Genomic DNA, 19,679 nt, shown 5'->3' with positions numbered 1-19,679 from the left:
CGCCTCTACAGGCGACGCGCGTCAGGCGCCAGCCCAGGCCCGCTCATACAACGCGCGCATCTCCTGTGGCGTCGGCACGCGCGGATTGTTCGCCGGCGAGCCGGAGGCGATCGCCTGCTCGACCATCAGCGGCGTCAGCCGCTCCCAGGCATCGCGCGCGATGCCATAGCCCCTCGGATCGGGCACCGCGAGATCGCGGTTGAGGGCGGACAGCTCCTCCACCAGCCGATTGACTGCCATCTGATCGCCCTCGCCCTCCTGCGCGATGTCCATCGCTCGCGCACAATCGGCATAGCGACGCACGTCACCCGAGGCCGAGAAGGCCGTGACCAGCGGCAGCAACATCGCGTTGGAGAGCCCGTGCGGCACATGGAAATGCGCGCCGATCGGCCGGCTCATGCCGTGCACCAGCGCGACCGAGCTGTTGGAGAAGGCGATGCCTGCATAGGTCGCACCCAGCATCATTGCCTCCCGCGCCGCGCGATCCTGCCCATCGGCCCAGACCCGGCGAAGATTGGGCGCCATCAATTGGATCGCCTGCAACGCGAAGCCGTCCGAAACCGGATTGGCACGCTTCGAGACATAGGCCTCGACCGCATGCGTCAGCGCGTCGATGCCGGTGTCGGCGGTGAGGCGCGGCGGCATGGAGAGGGTCAGCTCATAGTCGACCAGCGCTGCGACCGGCAGATAAGCGAGGCCGATGCAGAGCATCTTCTCGTCCTTCTCGCTGTCGGTGACGATGGTGAAGCGCGTCGCCTCGCTACCGGTCCCGGCGGTGGTGGGGATGGCGATCACGGGCAGCCCCGGCGTGTCCTGCTGGTGCGGCGCCTTATAGTCGCGCATCGCGCCGCCGTGGGTTGCGAGCACCGCCACCGCCTTGGCGCTGTCGATCGGGCTGCCGCCGCCAAAGCCGATCACGCAGTCATGATCGCCCGCGCGCAGCGCCACCACGGCGCGCTCGATCGAGGCGACGTCCGGCTCCGGCATCGTGTCGGCGAACAGCCGCGCCGGCATGCCCGCGTCCGTCAGCGCGTCCAGCAACGCCTGTGCCATGCCGCCCTCAACCAGATAGGCGTCGCTCATCAGGAACGGGCGGGACAGGCCGAGCTGGGTGAGTATATCGGGCAGCAGGCGCGATGCGCCAGCGCCGATGCGCAGAATTCGCGGGAAAGCGGCGGCAAATGACATCAGGCTTCCCCCTCCCGGACGATGCGGACCGTTCCGGTCCCCTTCCACGATTCCTACGATCAGCGGTGAGGGCGGGCAAACGGACAATATCGCCGCCGCGCTGTGCGCGTTTCCCCTATTCCGCGTTCTCGATGCGGCGCAGCGGCCCGAGGAAACTGGCCTGATGCGCATCCACTTCCGCCCGGATGAACCGCCGGACCGCCTGTATCCGCGGGCTGGGCGCGACATCCGCGCCAATCACCAGCCAATAGCTGCGCCGCAGATGGAGCTCGTCCGGCAGCACCGGCACCAGTTCGTCGTAGCGCGCCGCGATATAGGCGGGCAACACGCACAGGCCATAGCCGGCGATCGCCGCCTCGGTCTGGGCGTGCAGACTCGAGCTCTGCAACTTCGCGCGGATGCCCTTGGCGATTTCGTCGAGATAGTTGAGTTCGCGCACGAAGACGAGATCATCGATATAGCCGCAGAAGATATGATCGTGCAGATCCTCGCGCACCCGGATCGGCGGCTTCCCGGCGAGATAGTCGCGGGATCCATAAACGAACAGCGCATAGTCGGTGAGCTTCTCGCGGACGAAACGGCCGACCTCGGGCGGCTGCAGGCTGATCGCGATGTCGGCCTCGCGCCGCGAGAGCGCGACGATCTGCTGCAGGGTCAACAGCTCGATCGTGAGGTTGGGATATTGCTCCGCGAATTTGGGCAGTCGCCCGGCCAGGAAGAAATTGCCGAACCCTTCCAGCGTGCTGATCCGCACGATGCCGCCCACGCCATGGCTGCTCGCCAGCATCTCCGTGCCGATCTTGCGGGCTTCGGTGTGGATCGCCTCGGCCGATGGCAACAGGCGCTCGCCATTGACCGTCAGATAATAGCCGCGCGGCGTACGCTCGAAGAGCTTGACGCCCATCGCCCGCTCAAGCGCGTCGATCCGGCGGATGATCGTCGCATGATCGACGCCCAGACGCCGCGCCGCCTGACTGACCGTGCCGGACTGGGCGACGCTCAGGAAATAGCGCAGATCATCCCAATCGAATGGCCGCATGTCGACGAGCTTCCCGCGTTTCTGCACAGCACTCGTGCGGTATTGCCTATTTCAGCGCCCGGCACAACTCCTCGCTGCAGCCGCCGATGGTCACGAATAGCGTTCCTCGGCCCACGGGTCGCCGCGCTTGTGATAGCCGTTGACCTCCCAGAAGCCCAGTTTGTCGGCGCCGAGCAGCTCGATGCCGCTGACCCATTTGGCGCTCTTCCAGAAATAGAGATGCGGAATGACGAGCCGCACCGGCCCGCCATGTTCGCGCGTCAGCGGCTGGCCTTGCCAGCCATGCGCCAGCAGCGCCTCGGGCGCCGCGAAATCGGCGAGCGGCACGTTGGTCGTATAGCCGTCATAGCCATGCAGCAGCACGAAAGCCGCTTCGTCGCGCGGCTGGACGAGATCGAGCAGGTCGCGCGTCGCCACGCCCGTCCAGTCATTGTCGTAGCGCGACCAGGTCGTGACGCAGTGAATGTCCGATCGCATCTGTGTCTGCGGCAGCGCCATGAAGGCGGCCCAGTCCAACGTCACCGGCGCCGCGACCATGCCGCCGATCTTCAGCCGCCAGCGCTCGTGCGACACGTCCGGCTGGCGGCCGAGATCGAGCACCGGCCAGTCGCGCACCAGATGCTGGCCCGGCGGCAACCTCTGCTCCCGCGGCCGCGCGACGGCGCCGGTGATGAACTTGTGCTCGCTCGCCCAGCGCTGCTTGGAGCGGGTCAGCTTGCTGTCGGGCGGGGGTGTCTCATCGTCCATGGAGTTCGACTCAGGAGGTTTCCCAGCGGAGCATCCGGGAAAGCTCCCTCACGCGCAAGCATAGCTCGTGTCCCCCCACGGAAGGCCATGCTTTCGTTTGCGCCGGACAGCCTCTAGGGCATCGACATGGCGCAGCCCAACCCCGCCCCTTTTGACGCGATCGTCCTCGGCGCCGGCGCCGCCGGCATGATGTGTGCCGCGCTCGCCGGGCAGCGCGGCCGCCGGGTCGCTCTGATCGAACATGGCGAGGAGCCGGGGCGAAAAATCCTGATTTCCGGCGGCGGGCGCTGCAACTTCACCAATCTGGAAGCGGCGGGCGACCGCTACCTCTCGCAGAACCCGCATTTCGCCAAGTCCGCGCTCAGCCGCTACACGCCGCAGGATTTCCTCGCTCTGGTCGAGCGCCACGGCATCGCCTGGCACGAGAAGACGCTCGGCCAGCTCTTCTGCGACGGCTCGGCGCGCCAGATCGTCGCGATGCTGCTCGCCGAATGCGCGAAGGGCGAGGTCGCCCTCGCCTGCGGCGCCGCCATCGCCGACGTCGGCCATGGCGACGGCCTGTTCCGCGTCACGGCCGGCGGCCGCGCCTATGCCGCCCCCTCGCTGGTCATCGCCACCGGCGGGCCGGCGATTCCCAGGATGGGTGCCACCGGCTTCGCCTATGACCTCGCCCGCCAGTTCGGCCTCAAGGTCGTCCAGCCGCGCCCCGCGCTCGTGCCCCTCACCCTCAGTGGCGAGGAGGCTCTGTTCCAGTCACTCTCCGGCGTCTCGACGGAGGTCATCGCCCGTAGCGGCAGGATCAGCTTCCGCGAGGCGGCCCTGTTCACGCATCGCGGCCTGTCCGGCCCCGCGATCCTGCAGATCTCCAGCTACTGGCGCCATGGCGAGCAGATCGGCATCGATTATCTGCCTGATCAAGCCGCCGACTGGCTGCTCGCCGCCAAGCGCGTGACGCCCCGCGCGACCCTACGCCGGCTGCTGCGCGACGCGCTGCCGGAGCGCCTCGCCGACACGCTTTATGACCAGATTGGTCTCGATGGCGACCTCGGCAATCTGCCCGACCGCGCCCTCACCGCCGCGCAGGCGCGCCTTGCCGACTGGCGCTTCACCCCCAATGGCAGCGAGGGCTATGCCAAGGCCGAGGTGACGGCCGGCGGCATCAGCACCGCCGATCTCTCCTCCAGGACCATGGAAGCGCGCCGCGTCCCCGGCCTCTATGCGATCGGCGAGGCGGTCGACGTCACCGGCTGGCTCGGCGGCTATAATTTCCAGTGGGCCTGGGCGAGCGCCTGGGCCGCGGCGCAAGCGCTCTGATCCGTAACGGAAAATCCGCGCCGGATTGCTTTGACAGTGTCCGCCGGATCGCTAGACATCCCGCAAGGAAAAACGGGGAGGTTGCCAATGTCCATTCGAATGACTCGCGGTCTTTTTGCCACGGCGGCCATGCTGCTGCTCGCATCGGCGGCCGCCGCGCCGGCGCAGCTGACCATGCCGGCCGAGGCGCTCCCCGCCCCCACCGCCGCCGATCGCGCGCTGCTGAAGGATGCCATCGATATTCACGCGCATCTTGATCCCGACAGCTTCGGCCCCCACAGCGCCCAGGCCGCGCGCGCGCTGGACTCGGTCGACATGGCGCTGCGCGCCCGGACCGTCCACATGCGCGGCTTCGTCGTCAAACATCATTACGACGAGACGGCCGGCATCGCCTATCTGACCCGCAAGGCCGTGCCGGACATCGAGGTGTTCGGCCAGCTCTGCCTCAACCTGACGGTGGGCGGCCTAAACCCGGCGGCGGTCTATCAGTTCGCCGAGGTGAAGGGCGGCTTCGGGCGCATCGTCGCCATGCCGACCTGGGACAGCGAGAATAATATCCGCAGGTCCGCCCACCCCGACCTGCCCTTCGTCACCGTCTCGAAGAATGGCGCGCTGCTGCCCGAGACCAAGGCAGTGATCGCCGCGGTCGCCGCCGCCAAGGTGCGCGACAGCGGGGCCTCTCTGGCACTCTCGACCGGCCATGTCTCTGCCGAGGAAGCGCTGATGATCATCCGCGAAGCGCGCAAGCAGGGCGTCAAGCAGATCGTCGTGACCCATGCAATGGGTCATCCCGTCAACATGACGATCGCGCAGATGAAGGAGGCCGCTGGCCTTGGCGCCTTCATCGAGTTCGTCGGCGGCTTCGCCGTCGGCTCGCGCGCCGAGTTCACCATGCAGCAATATTATGACGCGATCCGCGCGGTCGGTCCCGAGCATGTCATCCTGAGCAGCGACAGCGGCCAGATGAACCGCCCTTTCCCCGACGACATGATCGCCTATGTCGCCGGCCAGCTGCGCGCCAAGGGGATGACGACCGCCGAACTGCACAAGATGATGGTCGAGAATCCGACGACCCTGCTCGGCCTCCCGCAGCCGGGCATGAAGTGATCGAGAGGATCAGGCAATGGACTATGTTCGCCTCGGCCGTACTAACGAGCAGGTAAGCGCGGTTGGCCTCGGCTGCGGCGGCCACAGCCGGCTCGGCATGGCGCGCGGCGCGAGCGCCGAGCAGGCCGGCGATCTGGTGAAGCATGCCATCGACCTCGGCATCAATTTCATCGACACCGCCTTGGTCTATCGCACCGAGGAAGCCGTCGCGCACGGCATCCAGGGCCGCGACCGCAGCAAGCTGTTCCTCTCGACCAAGAGCTGGGTCGGCAAGGGCGGCGCGGAGAGCAATCCGGAATACTTCACCGCCGCCGAGTTCACGGAGAATCTCGAGTCCAGCCTGCGCCGCCTGCGCACCGATTATGTCGACCTCTTCCATCTCCACGGCGTCTCGCTCGACCAGCTCGATTATGCGCGCGAGGTGCTGCTGCCGGAGGTGCGGCGCCAGCAGCAGGCCGGCAAGCTCCGCTTCGTCGGCATCACCGAGGTGTTCCGCTACGACACCGACCACAGGATGGCGCAGGCCGCGCTGCCGACCGACGATTTCGACGTGATCATGGTCGGCTTCAACCTGCTGAACCCGAGCGCGCGCAAGACCGTCTTCCCGCTGACGCTCAAGCATGACGTCGGCACGCTCATCATGTTCGCGGTCCGTCGAGGCCTCAACAGCGTCGAGAATACCCGCGAGGCGATCGCCGAGATGATCGCGAAGCACGACATCGATCCCGCTTCGATCAACCCCGACGACCCGCTCGATTTCCTGCGCGCGACGCCCGGCATCAAATCGCAGATCGAGGCGGCCTATCGCTTCTGCCGCCACGAGCCGGGGGCGGACGTCATCCTCACCGGCACCGGCAGCGCCGCGCATCTGGAGGAGAATGTCGCCTCGATCCTGGCGCCGCCCCTGCCGCCCGAAACGCAGGCGAAGCTGAAGGCGATCTTCGGCGATGCGAGCTCTGCATCCGCCAACTAGGCAGGTCCTGCACGAGGGGATGCGTTTCCTCGAAGGAAGGCCTATGCTGATTGTCTTATGAGCCGCCGCCCCGTCCTTCCCGCGCCTCTGCTCGTCTCGCGTCGCGGCACCCTCGCAATGCTGTCCTCCTCTGCCTTGCTCGCCGCGTGCGGCGACAGCGGATCGCCCGCGCCGGCACCGACCCCAACACCCACCCCCACCGCAACCCCGTCTCCCACCCCGACCCCTTCCCCGGTCGTGGGACCGGCCTGGTTCGGCTATGGACATGACGCTCAGCACACGGCGGTGAGCGCGATCGCGTCGCAGGATCTCGGCCGCATCAGCTGGTCGGCCACGGTCGACGCCGCCCCGCAATATACATCGAGCGGCGCGCTGCTCACCCATTATGGCTCGCCGGTCGTGACGACGCGCAACACCGTGGTGATTCCGGTGAAGACCGGGGCCACCGGCGGCTATCGCGTCGAAGGGCGGAGCGGCGCGACCGGCGTGCTCGTCTGGTCGGTGGCCACCGACTATGTCACGCCGCCGCACAACTGGCTGCCGCCATACAATGTGCTGCTCACGCCGCAGGGCCGCCTCTATGCGCCGGACGTTGGCGGTAAGCTGCTGCTACGCGACGACGCCGACGCGGCGACCAGCACGCAGGCCTCGCACATCTTCTATGGTGCCGCCGCCTACAACGCCAATCCGGCGGCGTTCAACGCCAGCCTGTTCATCAACACGCCCCTCACCGCCGATGCGCAGGGCAACATCTTCTTCGGCTTCCAGGTGACCGGCACGAACCCGGCCGGGCTGGTGAGCGGCATCGCGCGCGTCGCACCCGACGGCACCGGCACATGGGTCGGCGCCGCCGCGGCCGCAGGCGACGCCGCGATCCAGAAACCAGCGATGAATTGCGCGCCGGCCATCTCGAACGACGGCACGGCGGTCTATATCGCTGTGAACACGGCTTCCGGGACGGGCTATCTGCTCGCGCTCGACAGCGTGACGCTTGCGACGCGCGCGAAAGTCGCGCTGACGGACCCGAACCTGCTCACCGCCGCCCGCGTGAGCGACGACGGCACGGCGGCACCGGTGGTCGGACCGGACGGCCGCGTCTTCTACGGTGTGCTGGAAGCGCAGTTTCCCTCGCACAATGCACGCGGCTGGCTGCTGCAATTCGATGCGCTGCTCAATCCGGCGGGCGTGCCGGGCAGCTTCGGCTGGGACGTTTCGCCCAGCGTGATCCCGGCCACGATGGTGCCCTCATACTCCGGATCGTCGACCTACCTGCTCGCGGTCAAATATAATAATTACGAGGGAGCGGGCACCGGCGACGGGCTGAACCGGCTCGCCGTGCTCGACTCGAAAGCGAGCCAGGCCGACCCGATCATCCCGAGCGTCTCGGTAATGCGCGAAGTGATGACGATCCTCAGCCCGACCTTCGACGAAGGCTCGACGACGGCGCGGCGCGAATGGTGCATCAACACCATGGCCGCCGACCAGCAGCGCAAGTCGATCCTCGCGAACAACGAGGACGGCATCCTGTATCGCTGGGACCTGACGACCGACACGCTGTCGCAGAGCATTCGGCTGACCTCCGGCCTAGGCCAGGCCTATACGCCCACCGCCGTCGGTGCGGACGGCGCGGTCTATGCGATCAGCAACGCGACTTTGTACTCCATCCGCGCCACCTAGCATCCGCGAGCGGCGGGCGGTGTACGCAGTTGCTGCACTTGCGCGAAAACAGACCCCGCAGTAGCCAGACGGTATGACCCATCTCGCTCGCCTCGCGCTCGGCACCGCCCCGATTCTCGCCCTTCTTACAGCCTCCGTGCCGCTCCTCGCCCGGAGCAAGCCAGCGCCCGCCCCGGCCGCCAGCGGCCCGGTCACACCGATGACGCCGGACGTCGCCCCTGCCTATGACGAAGTCCGGCCCGATGCCGATTTCATCCGCCGCGAGGTCATGGTGCCGATGCGCGACGGCGTGAAGCTCTACACGGTCATCGTCATGAAGAAGGGCACGACCAACGCCCCGATCATCCTCTCGCGCACGCCCTATGATGCCAAGGACGCGACGCACCGCACCAAGTCCCAGCATATCACCGAGATCCTGCCCGCGATGGATGCCGAGTTCGTCGAAGACGGCTATATCCGCGTCTATCAGGACATTCGCGGCATGCATAAGTCGGAGGGGACGTTCATCATGACGCGCCCCCTCGCCGGCCCGCTGAACAAAACCGGCATCGACGAGTCCACCGACGCCTATGACACGATCGACTGGCTGGTGAAGAATGTGAAGGAGACCAACGGCAAGGTCGGCATCAACGGCTCCTCCTATCTCGGCTTCACGACCCTGATGGCCGAGATCAATCCGCATCCCGCACTGAAAGCCGCCGTACCGCAGAGCCCGATGGTCGACACCTGGATCGGCGACGACAGCTTCCACAACGGCGCCTTCCGCGTGAACGACTTCGATTATTATCTGGAGATGAGCACCGGCAAGGGCGACGACGGCGCTGCCATTCCGCATGGCGCCGGCGATGATTACGACCTCTATCTCAAGGCCGGCTCGGCCGGCGACTTCGCCCGGCAATGGGGGATCGACCAGATCCCCTTCACCCGCAAGGTCATGGAAAATCCGGCCTACACCGATTTCTGGTCGCTGCAGGCGGTCGACAAATGGATGGCCGCGCATCCCCTCAAAGTGCCCACGATGCTGGTCGTCGGCCAATGGGACCAGGAAGACAGCTATGGCGCGCCCGCCGTCTACAAGGTGATGGAGCCCAAGGACGCCAACAACGACATGGTCTCGCTGGTCATCGGCCCGTGGCGCCATTCGGGCGTCAATCATTACGGCTATGAGCTCGGCCCGCTGACCCTCACCGGCGACACCGCGCGCGAGTTCCGCGTGCGCTACATGAAGCCCTTCTTCGATCATTATCTGAAGGACGCGCCCGACCCCAAGACGCCGCCAGTGCTGACCTATGCGACCGGCATCGACCAGTGGCAGGTCACCAGCAAATGGCCGGTCGGCGCGCCGACGCCGCTCTATCTGGGCGCCGGCTTCACCGCGAGCTTCGCGCGGCCGGCGAGCGAGGGGCATGACGATTATGTCTCCGATCCGGCAAAGCCCGTACCCTTCCTGCCCCGCCCGCTCGACATGGCGGACACCAGGCAGTGGACGACCTGGCTCGTAACCGACCAGCGCTTCGTCGACGGACGGCCGGACGTGCTGAGCTACACCACCGCGCCGCTCGACAAGCCGGTCCACATCATGGGCGCGCCGCAGGTCGATCTGTTCGCGGCGACCAGCGGCACGGACAGCGACTGGGTGGTGAAGCTGATCGACGTCTATCCGGATGTTACGCCGGAGGCGAACAGCCCGAGCGCGCGGCCACCGCAGCCGGGTCTCGAGCTGCCGATCGGCGTCGAGATTTTCCGCGGTCGCTATGTCCACGGCCTGGCGACGCCCGCCGCTCTCACCCCGGGCAAGGTCGAGAATTATGGCTGGGGCCTGCCCAACGTGAACCATGTGTTCCTGCCGGGACACCGGATCATGGTCCAAATCCAGTCGAGCCTGTTCCCGCTCTACGATCGCAACCCGCAGACCTATGTCGGCAATATCTTCAACGCCAAGCCCGGCGATTACAAGGCCGCGACGCAGAGCATCTTCTTCGGCGGCGCCCATGCCAGCGCGGTGATCCTGCCGGTCGCGGACTGACCGAAAGGCGCTGTCCTACACGGGAGGGGGCATGCCATGGTGCCCGTGCGCCGCCTGGGGCGCACGGCTCTTTCTCATTTCTGGCGGCCGCAAGTTTCTCATTTCTGTCCGCCGGAAGATATTGGTTCACACTGTGACTTTCGTGACCTTCGGGCGAATATGTCGCGGCCACGACATAATCTGCGCGCTATTTCTGCGTCGGCATCAGGAAGTCGGCGCCGGTGCTGGGGCCGGTCGGCCAGCGCATCGTCGCGGTCTTGAGGCGCGTGTAGAAGCGCACGCCTTCCGGGCCGTGCATATGATGCTCGCCGAACAGCGAGCGTTTCCAGCCGCCGAAGCTGTGGAAGGCCATCGGCACCGGGATCGGCACGTTGATGCCGACCATGCCGACCTTCACGCGGGCGAGATAATCCTGAGCGGTGCGCCCGTCGCGCGTGAAGATCGCCGTGCCATTGCCATATTCGTGGGCATCGACGAGGCCGATCGCCTCCTCGAAGCTGCCGGCCCGGACCACCGACAGGACGGGACCGAAAATCTCTTCCTTGTAGATGCGCATGTCGGGCGTGACATGGTCGAACAGGCAGCCGCCGAGGAAGAAGCCTTCCTCATAGCCCTGCAGCCGCAAATCGCGCCCGTCGACGACCAGCTCCGCGCCTTCCTCGATGCCAAGATCGACATAGGAGCGCACCTTGTCGCGATGTACGCCGGTGACGAGCGGCCCCATGTCGTTGCTGGCGTCGCTGCCCGGCCCGACCTTGAGCGCGCGCACGCGCGGCGCGAGCATCTCGACCAGCCGGTCGGCCGTCGCCTGTCCCACCGGCACCGCGACCGAGATCGCCATGCAGCGCTCGCCGGCCGAGCCGTAGCCAGCGCCCATCAGCGCGTCGACGGCCTGCTCCATGTCCGCGTCCGGCAGGATGACCATGTGGTTCTTGGCGCCACCCAGCGCCTGGACGCGCTTGCCGTTGGCGGTGCCGCGCTGGTGGATATATTCCGCGATGGGCGTCGAGCCGACGAAGCTGATCGCATCGACGCCGGGATGATCGAGCAGCGCATCGACCGCTTCCTTGTCGCCATGAACGACGTTGAACACGCCGTCAGGCAGCCCCGCTTCCTTGAGCAGCAGCGCCAGCTCGACGGCGAGGCTCGGGTCGCGCTCGGAAGGCTTGAGGATGAAGCTGTTGCCGCAGGCGAGCGCCACCGGGAACATCCACATCGGCACCATGGCGGGGAAGTTGAACGGCGTGATGCCCGCGACGACGCCGAGCGGCTGGCGGATCGAGACCGCATCGATGCTGCGGCCGACGCTCTCGTTAAACTCGCCCTTTAGCAATTGGGGGATGCCGCAGGCGAACTCGACCACCTCCAAGCCGCGCAGCAGCTCGCCCTTGGCATCGGTGACTATCTTGCCATGCTCGCTGGTGATGAGCGCGGCAAGGCGATCCTCCTCGCGCACGATCAGCTCGCGCAGGCGGAACATGACGCGAGCGCGCAGGTGCGGCGGCGTCGCGGCCCAGGCAGGGAAAGCCGCGGTGGCAGCGGCAACCGCCTCGTCGACCAGCGCGGTCGTCGCGAGATCGACCTGCGCGCTGACCCCGCCGGTCGCAGGATCATAGACGGGCGCGAGGCGGCCTTGCGCGATGCTGCGCGGCGCGCCGCCGATGAAGTGGGGGATCAGTCTGGGGCTGGTCATGGCTCTGCTCTGGTCAGGAAGTGTTACTTGGTCGCCGGGCCGGCATAGAAGACGAGGACGTTGCGGCCGACGCTGCCCATCGGGAAGGCCTTGGTGATGCCGACCTTGAGGCGCCGGTCGACCTCGGCCATCGTCGCCTTGAGATCGTAGCTCTTGAACTCGTAGATCGCGGAGTAGCGCGGCGCGTCGAACGTCTCGGGCGACTGCGAGACCAGCCGGCCACGCATGCCCCACTGCATGCCGGGCACGGCAATCACTTCGGTCAGATGGGTCGCGTCATAGAAATCGTTGAAGGTCTGCTCCTTGCCCTCCGCCGGCTCGAGATGGGCGAAGAGATAGTAAGTGCGCGGCTGCCCCTTCGCGCCCGGCACGAGGCTGGCGGCACCGGCGCGCACGGTGGCGGTGGAAGGCAGATGCGGGCCGAGCGCCTTGTAGATCAGCAGCGGGCCCTTGTTGGGCAGCTGCGCATCGTCATTGACCCGCACCAGCCCTGCCTGATCGGTCTCGATGTAGATAGCGGACGGGCCAAGATCAGCCCGCGTGGGAGCGATGACAGACAGGACGCGCGGGTTCATGTCGGCAAGGGCCGGCGCGCCGCCATCCTGGAAGGCGATCACCTCATAGAGGTCACGTTGCGGCGCCGCCGCAGCACCCAGCGTCAGCGCGCAGAGAACCGCAGCCCCGATCCGCAATGCTGTCCCGATCTGCATCCGCCTCTCCTACATCCGTATCCGCCGTTATGCCGCGCCGCTGCTCATGCATAGACGCAAAGGCGCGGTCATGCTGTGCACAAACGCCGAGGCAGGCAAGGCCTAACGCACGGCCATGATGCTGCTCGCGACCGCCTCCGCGACCTTGATGCCATCGATCGCCGCCGAGAGGATGCCGCCGGCATAACCTGCCCCTTCACCGGCCGGGAAGAGCCGCTCGACATTGAGGCTCTGATAGTCCCTGCCGCGCGTGATGCGGATCGGCGAGCTGGTCCGCGTCTCGACGCCGGTCATCACCGCATCGGGGTGATCATAGTGGCGGATCTGGCGCCCAAAGGCCGGCAGCGCCTCGTGGAAGCTCTCGATCACATAGTCGGGCAGGCACTGGGCGATGTCGGTGAGGGTCACGCCGGGCTTGTAGGACGGAACGACCGATCCGAGCTTGGTCGAAGGACGCCCGGCGAGGAAGTCGCCGACCTTCTGTCCCGGCGCGTTGTAGTTCGAGCCGCCCGCGACATAGGCCCGCGACTCCCAGTGCCGCTGCAGCGCGATGCCGGCGAGCGGGCCATCGGGATAGTCTTTCGCCGGATCGATGCCGACGACGAGCCCCGAATTGGCGTTGAACTCGGCGCGCGAATATTGGCTCATGCCATTGGTGACGACGCGCCCGACTTCCGAGGTCGCCGCGACGACGCGCCCGCCGGGACACATGCAAAAGCTGTAGACCGTGCGCCCGCTCGCGCAGTGATGGGCGAGGCTGTAGGCGGCGGCGCCGAGCACCGGATGCCTGGCATAGCGCCCATAGCGCGCCTCATCGACCCAGCTTTGCGGATGCTCGATGCGCACACCGATCGAGAAGGGCTTGGCCTCGATGAACACGCCGCGCGCGTGCAGCATCTCGAAGGTCGGGCGCGCGCTGTGGCCGACGGCAAGGACGACATGGTCCGCCTCCAGGAAGCTGCCGTCGTGGAGATGCAGGCCACGCAAGCGTTGCCTGCCGTCGCTCACCCGGTCGAGCGCCACATCGTCGACACGGGTCTGCCAGCGATACTCGCCGCCCAGTTCCTCGATCGTGCGCCGCATGCTCTCGACCATGGTGACGAGGCGGAAGGTGCCGATGTGCGGATGCGCCTCGGTCAATATGTCCTCGGGCGCGCCGGCCTTGACGAACTCCTCCAGCACCTTGCGGCCGAGAAAGCGCGGGTCCTTGACGCGGCAATAGAGCTTGCCGTCCGAGAAGGTGCCCGCCCCGCCCTCGCCGAACTGGACATTGCTGTCCGGATCAAGCTGCGCGCGGCGCCACAGGCCCCAGGTATCCTTGGTCCGCTCGCGCACCACCTTGCCGCGATCGAGGATGATCGGACGGAAGCCCATCTGAGCAAGGATGAGCCCGGCGAACAACCCGCACGGCCCGGCGCCGATGACCACCGGGCGCAGGCCGGACCAGCCCTGCGGCGCCATGACCGGGAAGCGATAGTCCGTGTCCGGGCACGGCCGCACGTCATGATCGCCCGCGAAGCGCGCGAGCACCGCCGGCTCGTCGCGCAGCGCCACGTCGACCGTATAGACCAGCAGGATCGCGCTCTTCCTGCGCGCATCATTGCCGCGCCGCACGATCGCGTGGCTCAACAGGTCGGCGCGCGAGATGCCCAGCCGCGCGCAGATCGCCTCGGGCATCGCCTCGTCGGGATGATCGAGGGGCAGCGTCAGTCCGGACAAGCGCAGCATGCCCTGCCCCTAGCCCCGATCACGGCCCGCGCCAACCTGTTGATCCGCTTGACAGGCGTGCGGGAGCGGGAGACCAAGTCTCCAAAGTCAACATCGGGAGAGACTCGGCATGTGCGACAATGAGATCAATCAGGGCATCATCGAGGACTGGAGCCTCACGCGCCGCACCTTCGTCGCGCTAAGCGCCGCCGCCGGCCTGACCAGCGCCGCCTGCGCCGCCGAGAACGTCGTCGAGACCGACGTGACCGTGAAGACGCCGGACGGCCAGGCCGATGCCGCACTCTTCCATCCCGCCGGCAAGGGTCCCTGGCCCGCCGTGCTGATGTGGCCGGACATTATGGGGCTGCGGCCGGTGTTCCGCGAGATGGGCCGGCGACTCGCCGCGCAGGGCTATGTCGTGCTGGTGCCCAATCCCTTCTATCGCAGCGCGACGGCGACGGCGGTCAGCGCTGGCGCCGACTTCAGCACGCCGGAAGGACGGCAGAAGCTGTTCGGCTATCGCGGGGCGATGACCGACGAGGGTGTGGACAAGGACTCCAAGGCCTATCTCGCCTTTCTCGACGCGCAGCCGCAGACGGACAAGAAGAGGAAGGCCGGCGTGCAGGGCTATTGCATGGGCGGACCGCTCTCCTTCCGCACCGGCGCGGCGGTGGCGAACCGGATCGGCGCGGTGGCGACCTTCCACGGCGGCGGCCTCACCACGGACCAGCCGAACAGCCCGCACCTGTTGATTCCGAAGATGAACGCTGCCTTCCTGATCTGCGTCGCCCGCAACGACGATGCACGTGACCCCAAGTCCAAGGACATCCTGAAAGCGGCCTTCGCGGCGGCCAGGAAGGACGCGACGGTCGAGGTCTATCCGGGCGATCATGGCTGGTGTGTGCCGGGCAGCCAGGTTTATGATCAGGCGGCTGCCGAAAAGGCCTGGGCGGAGCTCACCAAGCTTTACAAGGCGAAGCTGGCCTAGGACGGATCGACATGTCTTCCTGCGAAAGCAGGAACGCTGATTCCGCTCACGCAGGACAAGCTCTAATAACCACACTGCCAGTGTTCGCTTGGGCGGAAAAGCTCACAGCATGTGTAAACTTCTCGAATTTGGAAACGGCGGAAAACAGCCGTTTCCTGTTCGGAACATCACGAACATCGCGCATATGACGCATGGCGTTTCGGCCAAAGTTTCGCGCGGAGCGAATGAGGGCATGAATTTTCGGGGATGGCTCTACGGTGTCAAAGAGCGGGGCGCAGCTGCGCGCCCGATGATCATGCCATGAGCTGAGGTCTGTAGGACAGGCGGATCAGCCTTCCGCGGCGGCCGGCTTCGGAACGCTGGCCGCATCGAGCTGGGCGATCTGCGCCTGGGACAGCGTGATCCGGCTCGCGCCCATGATTTCCTGAAGCTGCGTGAGACTGGTCGCGCTCGCGATCGGCGCGGTCACGGCGGGCCGCTGCATCAGCCAGGCGAGCGCGATCTGCGCCAGCCCGACGCCGTGCGCCGCAGCGACATCGTCCAGCGCGGCGAGGATCGCGGTGCCCCGCCCAGTCAGATATTTGCGGATACCGGCACCCCGCGCGCGACCTTCAAGATCCGCTTCCGATCGATACTTGCCGGTGAGGAAGCCGCTCGCCAGCGAATAATAGGAGATCACGCCGACATCGCGATCGAGGCAGAGCTGCTCCAGCCCGCTCTCGAACGGCGCGCGGTCATAGAGATTGTAGAGCGGCTGGAGCGAGGCGAAGCGCGGCAGAGTCTCGCGCTCGGCGATGTCGAGCGCTTCGGCAAGGCGCTCGGGCGTGAAGTTGGAGGCGCCGATCGCGCGGATCTTGCCGGCCTTGATCAGCTTGTCATAGGCGCCCAGCGTCTCCGCGAGCGGCACATTGGCGTCGTCGACATGCGACTGGAAGAGGTCGATATAATCCGTCTTGAGGCGCTTGAGCGAGGCGTCGACGGCGCGCTCGATCCGGTCGGGCGCGAGGCCACCGTCGCCGGGGGCAAGCGGAACGCCGGTCTTGGTGGCGATGACGACGCGCTCGCGGCCACCGCGCCTGGCGAGCCAGCTGCCGATCACCTCTTCCGAGTCTCCGCCCTTGTTGCCGGGAACCCAGATGGAATAGGCATCCGCCGTGTCGATCGCATTGAAGCCGCCATCGACGAACGCGTCCAGGAGCGTGTGGGAGGTCGCCTCGTCCACCGTCCAGTTGAACACATTGCCGCCGAACATCAGGGGCGCGATCATGAGGTTGGAGCTTCCGAGCTTTCTGCGAGTCATGGCTGAACCTCCTTCTCCGGCGTCATGCGCTTCCTACAGCATCGGGCGGAATTGCTCAGCGATTTTCTGGGTTGTGGGGGACTTGATTAGGGGACGCCCAAAGCCTGTCAGGATCCGACGCCATTGTTGCCTTTAGCCCCTCCCCTTTAGGGGAGGGGGTGGGATGGGGCTGAACGGTCCCGCATGATCGCTGCGCGAGCGATGCTGCGCATCGCCCCCACCCCTTTCCCCTCCCCTAAAGGGGAGGGGCTAAGACTGAAAACCTCCCAAAGCGGACGCGCGCAGGCATTCCCGCCGATCCCTCTCAATGCGCTCCCATCATCCGCCGATAGGCGCGGGGCGGCTGGCCGAAACGGGTGCGGAAGCTGCGGCTGAAGTGGGCGGCGTTGCTGAAGCCACAGGCGAAGGCGATCTCGGTGATCGACTTGTCGGCCTGCTCGGCGCGGCATAGTTCGCTGCGACAGCGCTCCAGCCGCTGCGCCCAGATATATTGGTTGAGCGTCTGGCCCTCATCGCTGAACACCTTGTGCAAGTAGCGCTTGGTGCATTGCATCCGATCGGCGATGCGCTCGATGGTGAGGTCCGGGTCCACGAGGTTGCGCTGGACGAAGGTCTGGATGCGGGCGCGGACGGTCTCGCGGACGCTCTCGACGCGCTTCTCGCAAAGCTGTTCGATGATCGCCAGCTTGGCCAGTTCCACCAGAGATTCCCCGACAGCATCAGCGACGGATGGCGCAACGGCCTCATTCTGCGCCAGGTGAAAGCGGCTCAGTTCCAGACACATTTTGGCGGCGCTGCCAAGCGGCATGGCAGCCGATACGCGCGACTGGATCTGGCTCGCGAGGCGGCGAGACAGGAGATCGGCCGGGAAGCTGAAGGCCAGCGTCTGCCCGCCCGGCATCGGTTCGATGCGGCTCGCGGCGGACAGCGTCACCAGCCAGCAGCCCGCATCGAGGCGGAAGGGCCTGCCCGCGACCGAACCGAGCGCGCTGCGGGCGACCTGGAAATAGAGGCTGCAGGTGGCGGCGCGTGGCTCCGCCTGCGCGCCCGGACGCAGCGAGGCGAGGCTGACGGCGCCGAGACGGATCGCCTCGCCATCCGCCGGATCGAGCCGCGGCGAGGGGATCGCCACTGGGCGTTCCGCGAAGGTCGACATGACGGCACTGTTTTGCATGAGCCTGCTCCCCCTAGTCCTTCGGCGCCGTGAGGCCGGTCCGCATCCGCGCCTCGCCTTCCGCCGACAATGCGAAGGGCCGCGCATAGGAGCGGTCGCTGCGGTCGCGCGCGCCCGCGAGGACCCTGGGCGGAAGGTCGCTGGTCGGCGCCGTGAAGTTGAAGTCCATCACCGCCTCGCGATGGGCGATCGCCCAGCGGCCATCGACGCGCTCGAACCGGTCGATGTAGCGTGCGCCGCCGATGACGACGCTGGCGCCCTCATCCTCCAGGCGCGTGGTGATCACATAGCTTTCGCAATGGGCCTCGTCGCCGTCCAGATCGATCGTGAAATTGGTGATGTGATGCGAGGTGTGCGGGAGCGTGCGCAGATAGGCGAGCAGCCAGTCGACCCGCGCCTCGCGCCCGCCGGTGAAAGCGCCGCGATCGTCGGTTGCGTGGGGGTGATAGGCGCTCAGCAGCAGCTCGCGATCGAGCCGGTCGGCGCCGCGCGTGTAGCGGTTCATGCAGTCGAGGATCTCGGCGCGATCTTCCAGACGGCGGACCTTGGCGGCGAGGGCGGCGAGATCGATCTCGCTCATGGCGCTTCTCCGGTGAGGATGACGGCTGGCGGCGGCACGAAATGGCGCCGGGCGAGCAGGATGGCGAGGATCGAGATGCCCACGGGCACGACGAGGCCGAGCAGCATGTGGCGCGGTTCGACCCCGGCGGCGAGCGCGGCCCCGCCGGCGAAGGGCGCTGCGACGGCGCCGATGCGGCTGACGCAGCTCAACCAGCCGGCGCTGGTCGCGCGCAGTTCCAGCGGATAGAGGACGACGGCGATGGCCATCCACACCGCCTGCATGCCCGAGGTGCCGGCACCGGCGAGGACGAGCAGCATCTGCCAGCCGAGCACCGAGCCCGGCAGCAGGCCGATCGCGAGGAAGGCGAGCAGCGCGCAGCCATAGCCGCACAGCACCGCCGGCAGCAGCTTGCGCCGGTCGATCGCCCAGGCCATCAGCAGGCTCGAGAAGATGCCGCCAAGCTGGACCGCCGCCGTGCCGCGCAGCGCGTCCGCGCTCGACCAGTGCGCTTCCTTGAGCATGGTCGGCAGCCAGCTCATCATGAGATAGAGCGAGAAAGCGCCGCTGCCGACCGAGAGCCAGACGACCAGGGTGCGGATGCGATGGGCGGGCATGAGCAGGCCGAAGACGGACTGGCGCGTGGCGCCCTGATCGGTTGAGACAGTGAGTTCGGCAGGATCGAGCGTCGGCGCGAGCTGACGGGCGATGACGGCGATGCGCGGGTCGGCCGGGCGACGCAGGAGCAGCCATTTAAGCGACTCCGCCGTCAGCAGCAGCGCGATGCAGCCGATCAAGATCGGGCCGAAGCCGCCGACATAGAAGATGCCGCGCCAGGTCAAGGCATCGATGATGGCGGGCGCGGTCATCGCGCCGAGGAAAGCGCCGAGCGGCACGAAGCAGGTCAGCACGGTCATGATCAGGAAGCGCCAGCGCGCCGGAGCATATTCCCCCGAGAGCGCGGCGGCGTTCACGCCGGCGATGCCGAGGCCGATGCCGGTGAACAGGCGACACAAGGCGATCCAGAGCGTGGACGGGATGAGCAGCGCGCCGAGGGTGCTGGCGCCGAGGCAGATCATTGCGGCGACCAGCATCGGCTTGCGGCCGATCCGGTCGCCGAGCGGGGCAAAGACGGCGCCGCCGATCGCCATGCCGAACAGGCTGGCGGAGAGCGCGAGGCTGAAGTCATTCGCGGTGACGCCGAACTGAGTGATCAGGCTCGGCACCGCGAGCGCAAGCGACTGCATGTCGTAGCCATCGCAGAACAGCACGAGCGCGCAGGCAATGAAGACGCGAAGCTGCAGACCGGTGACGCGCGGGAGATCGATGGGCGCATCGACGTCGCCGGGCGGACGGGGGATGGGCGTAGCGGCGTCCATGGTGGCGGTCAGCAAGGGGGAAGCCAGACAGCGGCGCCCAAGGTCCGTTCGTGTCGAGCGAAGTCGAGACACGTTAAGCGCCGTGCCAACGTGTCTCG

General features: G+C 67.0%; 16 protein-coding genes. 6 read left to right on the top strand and 10 right to left on the bottom strand.

Annotated features, from left to right (window positions below):
- Positions 1-21 precede the first annotated feature (21 nt).
- The 3 genes from KK488_RS12645 to KK488_RS12635 form a co-directional block, all read right to left on the bottom strand.
- Positions 22-1,188 (bottom strand): iron-containing alcohol dehydrogenase, encoded by a 1,167-nt coding sequence (locus tag KK488_RS12645; RefSeq protein WP_214624052.1) that lies wholly within the window; start codon positions 1,186-1,188, stop codon positions 22-24.
- Positions 1,189-1,303: 115 nt separating this feature from the next.
- Positions 1,304-2,227, bottom strand: coding sequence for a LysR family transcriptional regulator (locus tag KK488_RS12640; RefSeq protein ID WP_214624051.1), 924 nt, complete (start codon positions 2,225-2,227; stop codon positions 1,304-1,306).
- Between the two features lie 90 nt (positions 2,228-2,317).
- On the bottom strand, positions 2,318-2,974 hold the full coding sequence (locus tag KK488_RS12635) for a sulfite oxidase-like oxidoreductase (protein ID WP_214624050.1): 657 nt from the start codon (positions 2,972-2,974) through the stop codon (positions 2,318-2,320).
- 126 nt (positions 2,975-3,100) lie between these two features.
- Between KK488_RS12635 and KK488_RS12630 the strand changes: the two genes are divergently transcribed.
- The 5 genes from KK488_RS12630 to KK488_RS12610 all read left to right on the top strand — a co-directional run bounded on the left by KK488_RS12630 (position 3,101) and on the right by KK488_RS12610 (position 10,071).
- Positions 3,101-4,288, top strand: a complete 1,188-nt coding sequence (locus tag KK488_RS12630; protein ID WP_214624049.1) for a BaiN/RdsA family NAD(P)/FAD-dependent oxidoreductase — start codon at positions 3,101-3,103, stop codon at positions 4,286-4,288.
- Between the two features lie 99 nt (positions 4,289-4,387).
- The gene (locus KK488_RS12625; RefSeq protein ID WP_214624048.1) at positions 4,388-5,395 is read left to right on the top strand and encodes a DUF6282 family protein; all 1,008 of its coding nucleotides are present in this window, start codon (positions 4,388-4,390) and stop codon (positions 5,393-5,395) included.
- Positions 5,396-5,411: 16 nt separating this feature from the next.
- Complete coding sequence (locus tag KK488_RS12620) at positions 5,412-6,368, top strand: aldo/keto reductase (RefSeq protein ID WP_214624047.1); 957 nt, start codon at positions 5,412-5,414, stop codon at positions 6,366-6,368.
- Positions 6,369-6,425: 57 nt separating this feature from the next.
- Positions 6,426-8,045 (top strand): hypothetical protein, encoded by a 1,620-nt coding sequence (locus tag KK488_RS12615; protein ID WP_214624046.1) that lies wholly within the window; start codon positions 6,426-6,428, stop codon positions 8,043-8,045.
- Positions 8,046-8,118: 73 nt separating this feature from the next.
- Positions 8,119-10,071, top strand: coding sequence for a CocE/NonD family hydrolase (locus KK488_RS12610; protein WP_214624045.1), 1,953 nt, complete (start codon positions 8,119-8,121; stop codon positions 10,069-10,071).
- Between the two features lie 187 nt (positions 10,072-10,258).
- Here KK488_RS12610 and KK488_RS12605 read toward each other — a convergent pair whose 3' ends face one another.
- The 3 genes from KK488_RS12605 to KK488_RS12595 form a co-directional block, all read right to left on the bottom strand.
- A complete protein-coding gene (locus tag KK488_RS12605; protein ID WP_214624044.1) occupies positions 10,259-11,764 on the bottom strand; it encodes a CoA-acylating methylmalonate-semialdehyde dehydrogenase in 1,506 nt (501 codons plus the stop codon).
- Positions 11,765-11,787: 23 nt separating this feature from the next.
- Positions 11,788-12,474, bottom strand: a complete 687-nt coding sequence (locus KK488_RS12600) for a hypothetical protein (protein ID WP_214624043.1) — start codon at positions 12,472-12,474, stop codon at positions 11,788-11,790.
- 102 nt (positions 12,475-12,576) lie between these two features.
- Complete coding sequence (locus KK488_RS12595; protein WP_214624042.1) at positions 12,577-14,202, bottom strand: NAD(P)/FAD-dependent oxidoreductase; 1,626 nt, start codon at positions 14,200-14,202, stop codon at positions 12,577-12,579.
- A gap of 109 nt (positions 14,203-14,311) precedes the next feature.
- Here KK488_RS12595 and KK488_RS12590 point away from each other — a divergent pair, with 109 nt between their 5' ends.
- Positions 14,312-15,169: a dienelactone hydrolase family protein gene (locus KK488_RS12590; protein ID WP_214624041.1), complete on the top strand. Its 858-nt coding sequence runs from the start codon at positions 14,312-14,314 to the stop codon at positions 15,167-15,169.
- 328 nt (positions 15,170-15,497) lie between these two features.
- On the opposite strand, the gene KK488_RS12585 is transcribed toward KK488_RS12590, so the two are convergent.
- The 4 genes from KK488_RS12585 to KK488_RS12570 form a co-directional block, all read right to left on the bottom strand.
- Positions 15,498-16,469, bottom strand: coding sequence for an aldo/keto reductase (locus tag KK488_RS12585; RefSeq protein ID WP_214624040.1), 972 nt, complete (start codon positions 16,467-16,469; stop codon positions 15,498-15,500).
- Between the two features lie 304 nt (positions 16,470-16,773).
- The gene (locus KK488_RS12580; protein ID WP_214624039.1) at positions 16,774-17,643 is read right to left on the bottom strand and encodes a helix-turn-helix domain-containing protein; all 870 of its coding nucleotides are present in this window, start codon (positions 17,641-17,643) and stop codon (positions 16,774-16,776) included.
- Between the two features lie 13 nt (positions 17,644-17,656).
- Positions 17,657-18,223 carry a nuclear transport factor 2 family protein gene (locus KK488_RS12575; protein ID WP_214624038.1) on the bottom strand — a complete coding sequence of 189 codons (567 nt, stop codon included), beginning with the start codon at positions 18,221-18,223 and terminating at the stop codon, positions 17,657-17,659.
- The gene (locus KK488_RS12570; RefSeq protein WP_214624037.1) at positions 18,220-19,581 is read right to left on the bottom strand and encodes an MFS transporter; all 1,362 of its coding nucleotides are present in this window, start codon (positions 19,579-19,581) and stop codon (positions 18,220-18,222) included. The genes KK488_RS12575 and KK488_RS12570 overlap by 4 nt, the downstream gene beginning before the upstream one ends.
- Between the last annotated feature and the right edge of the window lie 98 nt (positions 19,582-19,679).

This window comes from Sphingobium nicotianae, assembly GCF_018603885.1.
Lineage (GTDB): Bacteria > Pseudomonadota > Alphaproteobacteria > Sphingomonadales > Sphingomonadaceae > Sphingobium > Sphingobium nicotianae.
This window is presented reverse-complemented; position numbering and strand designations above follow the sequence as displayed.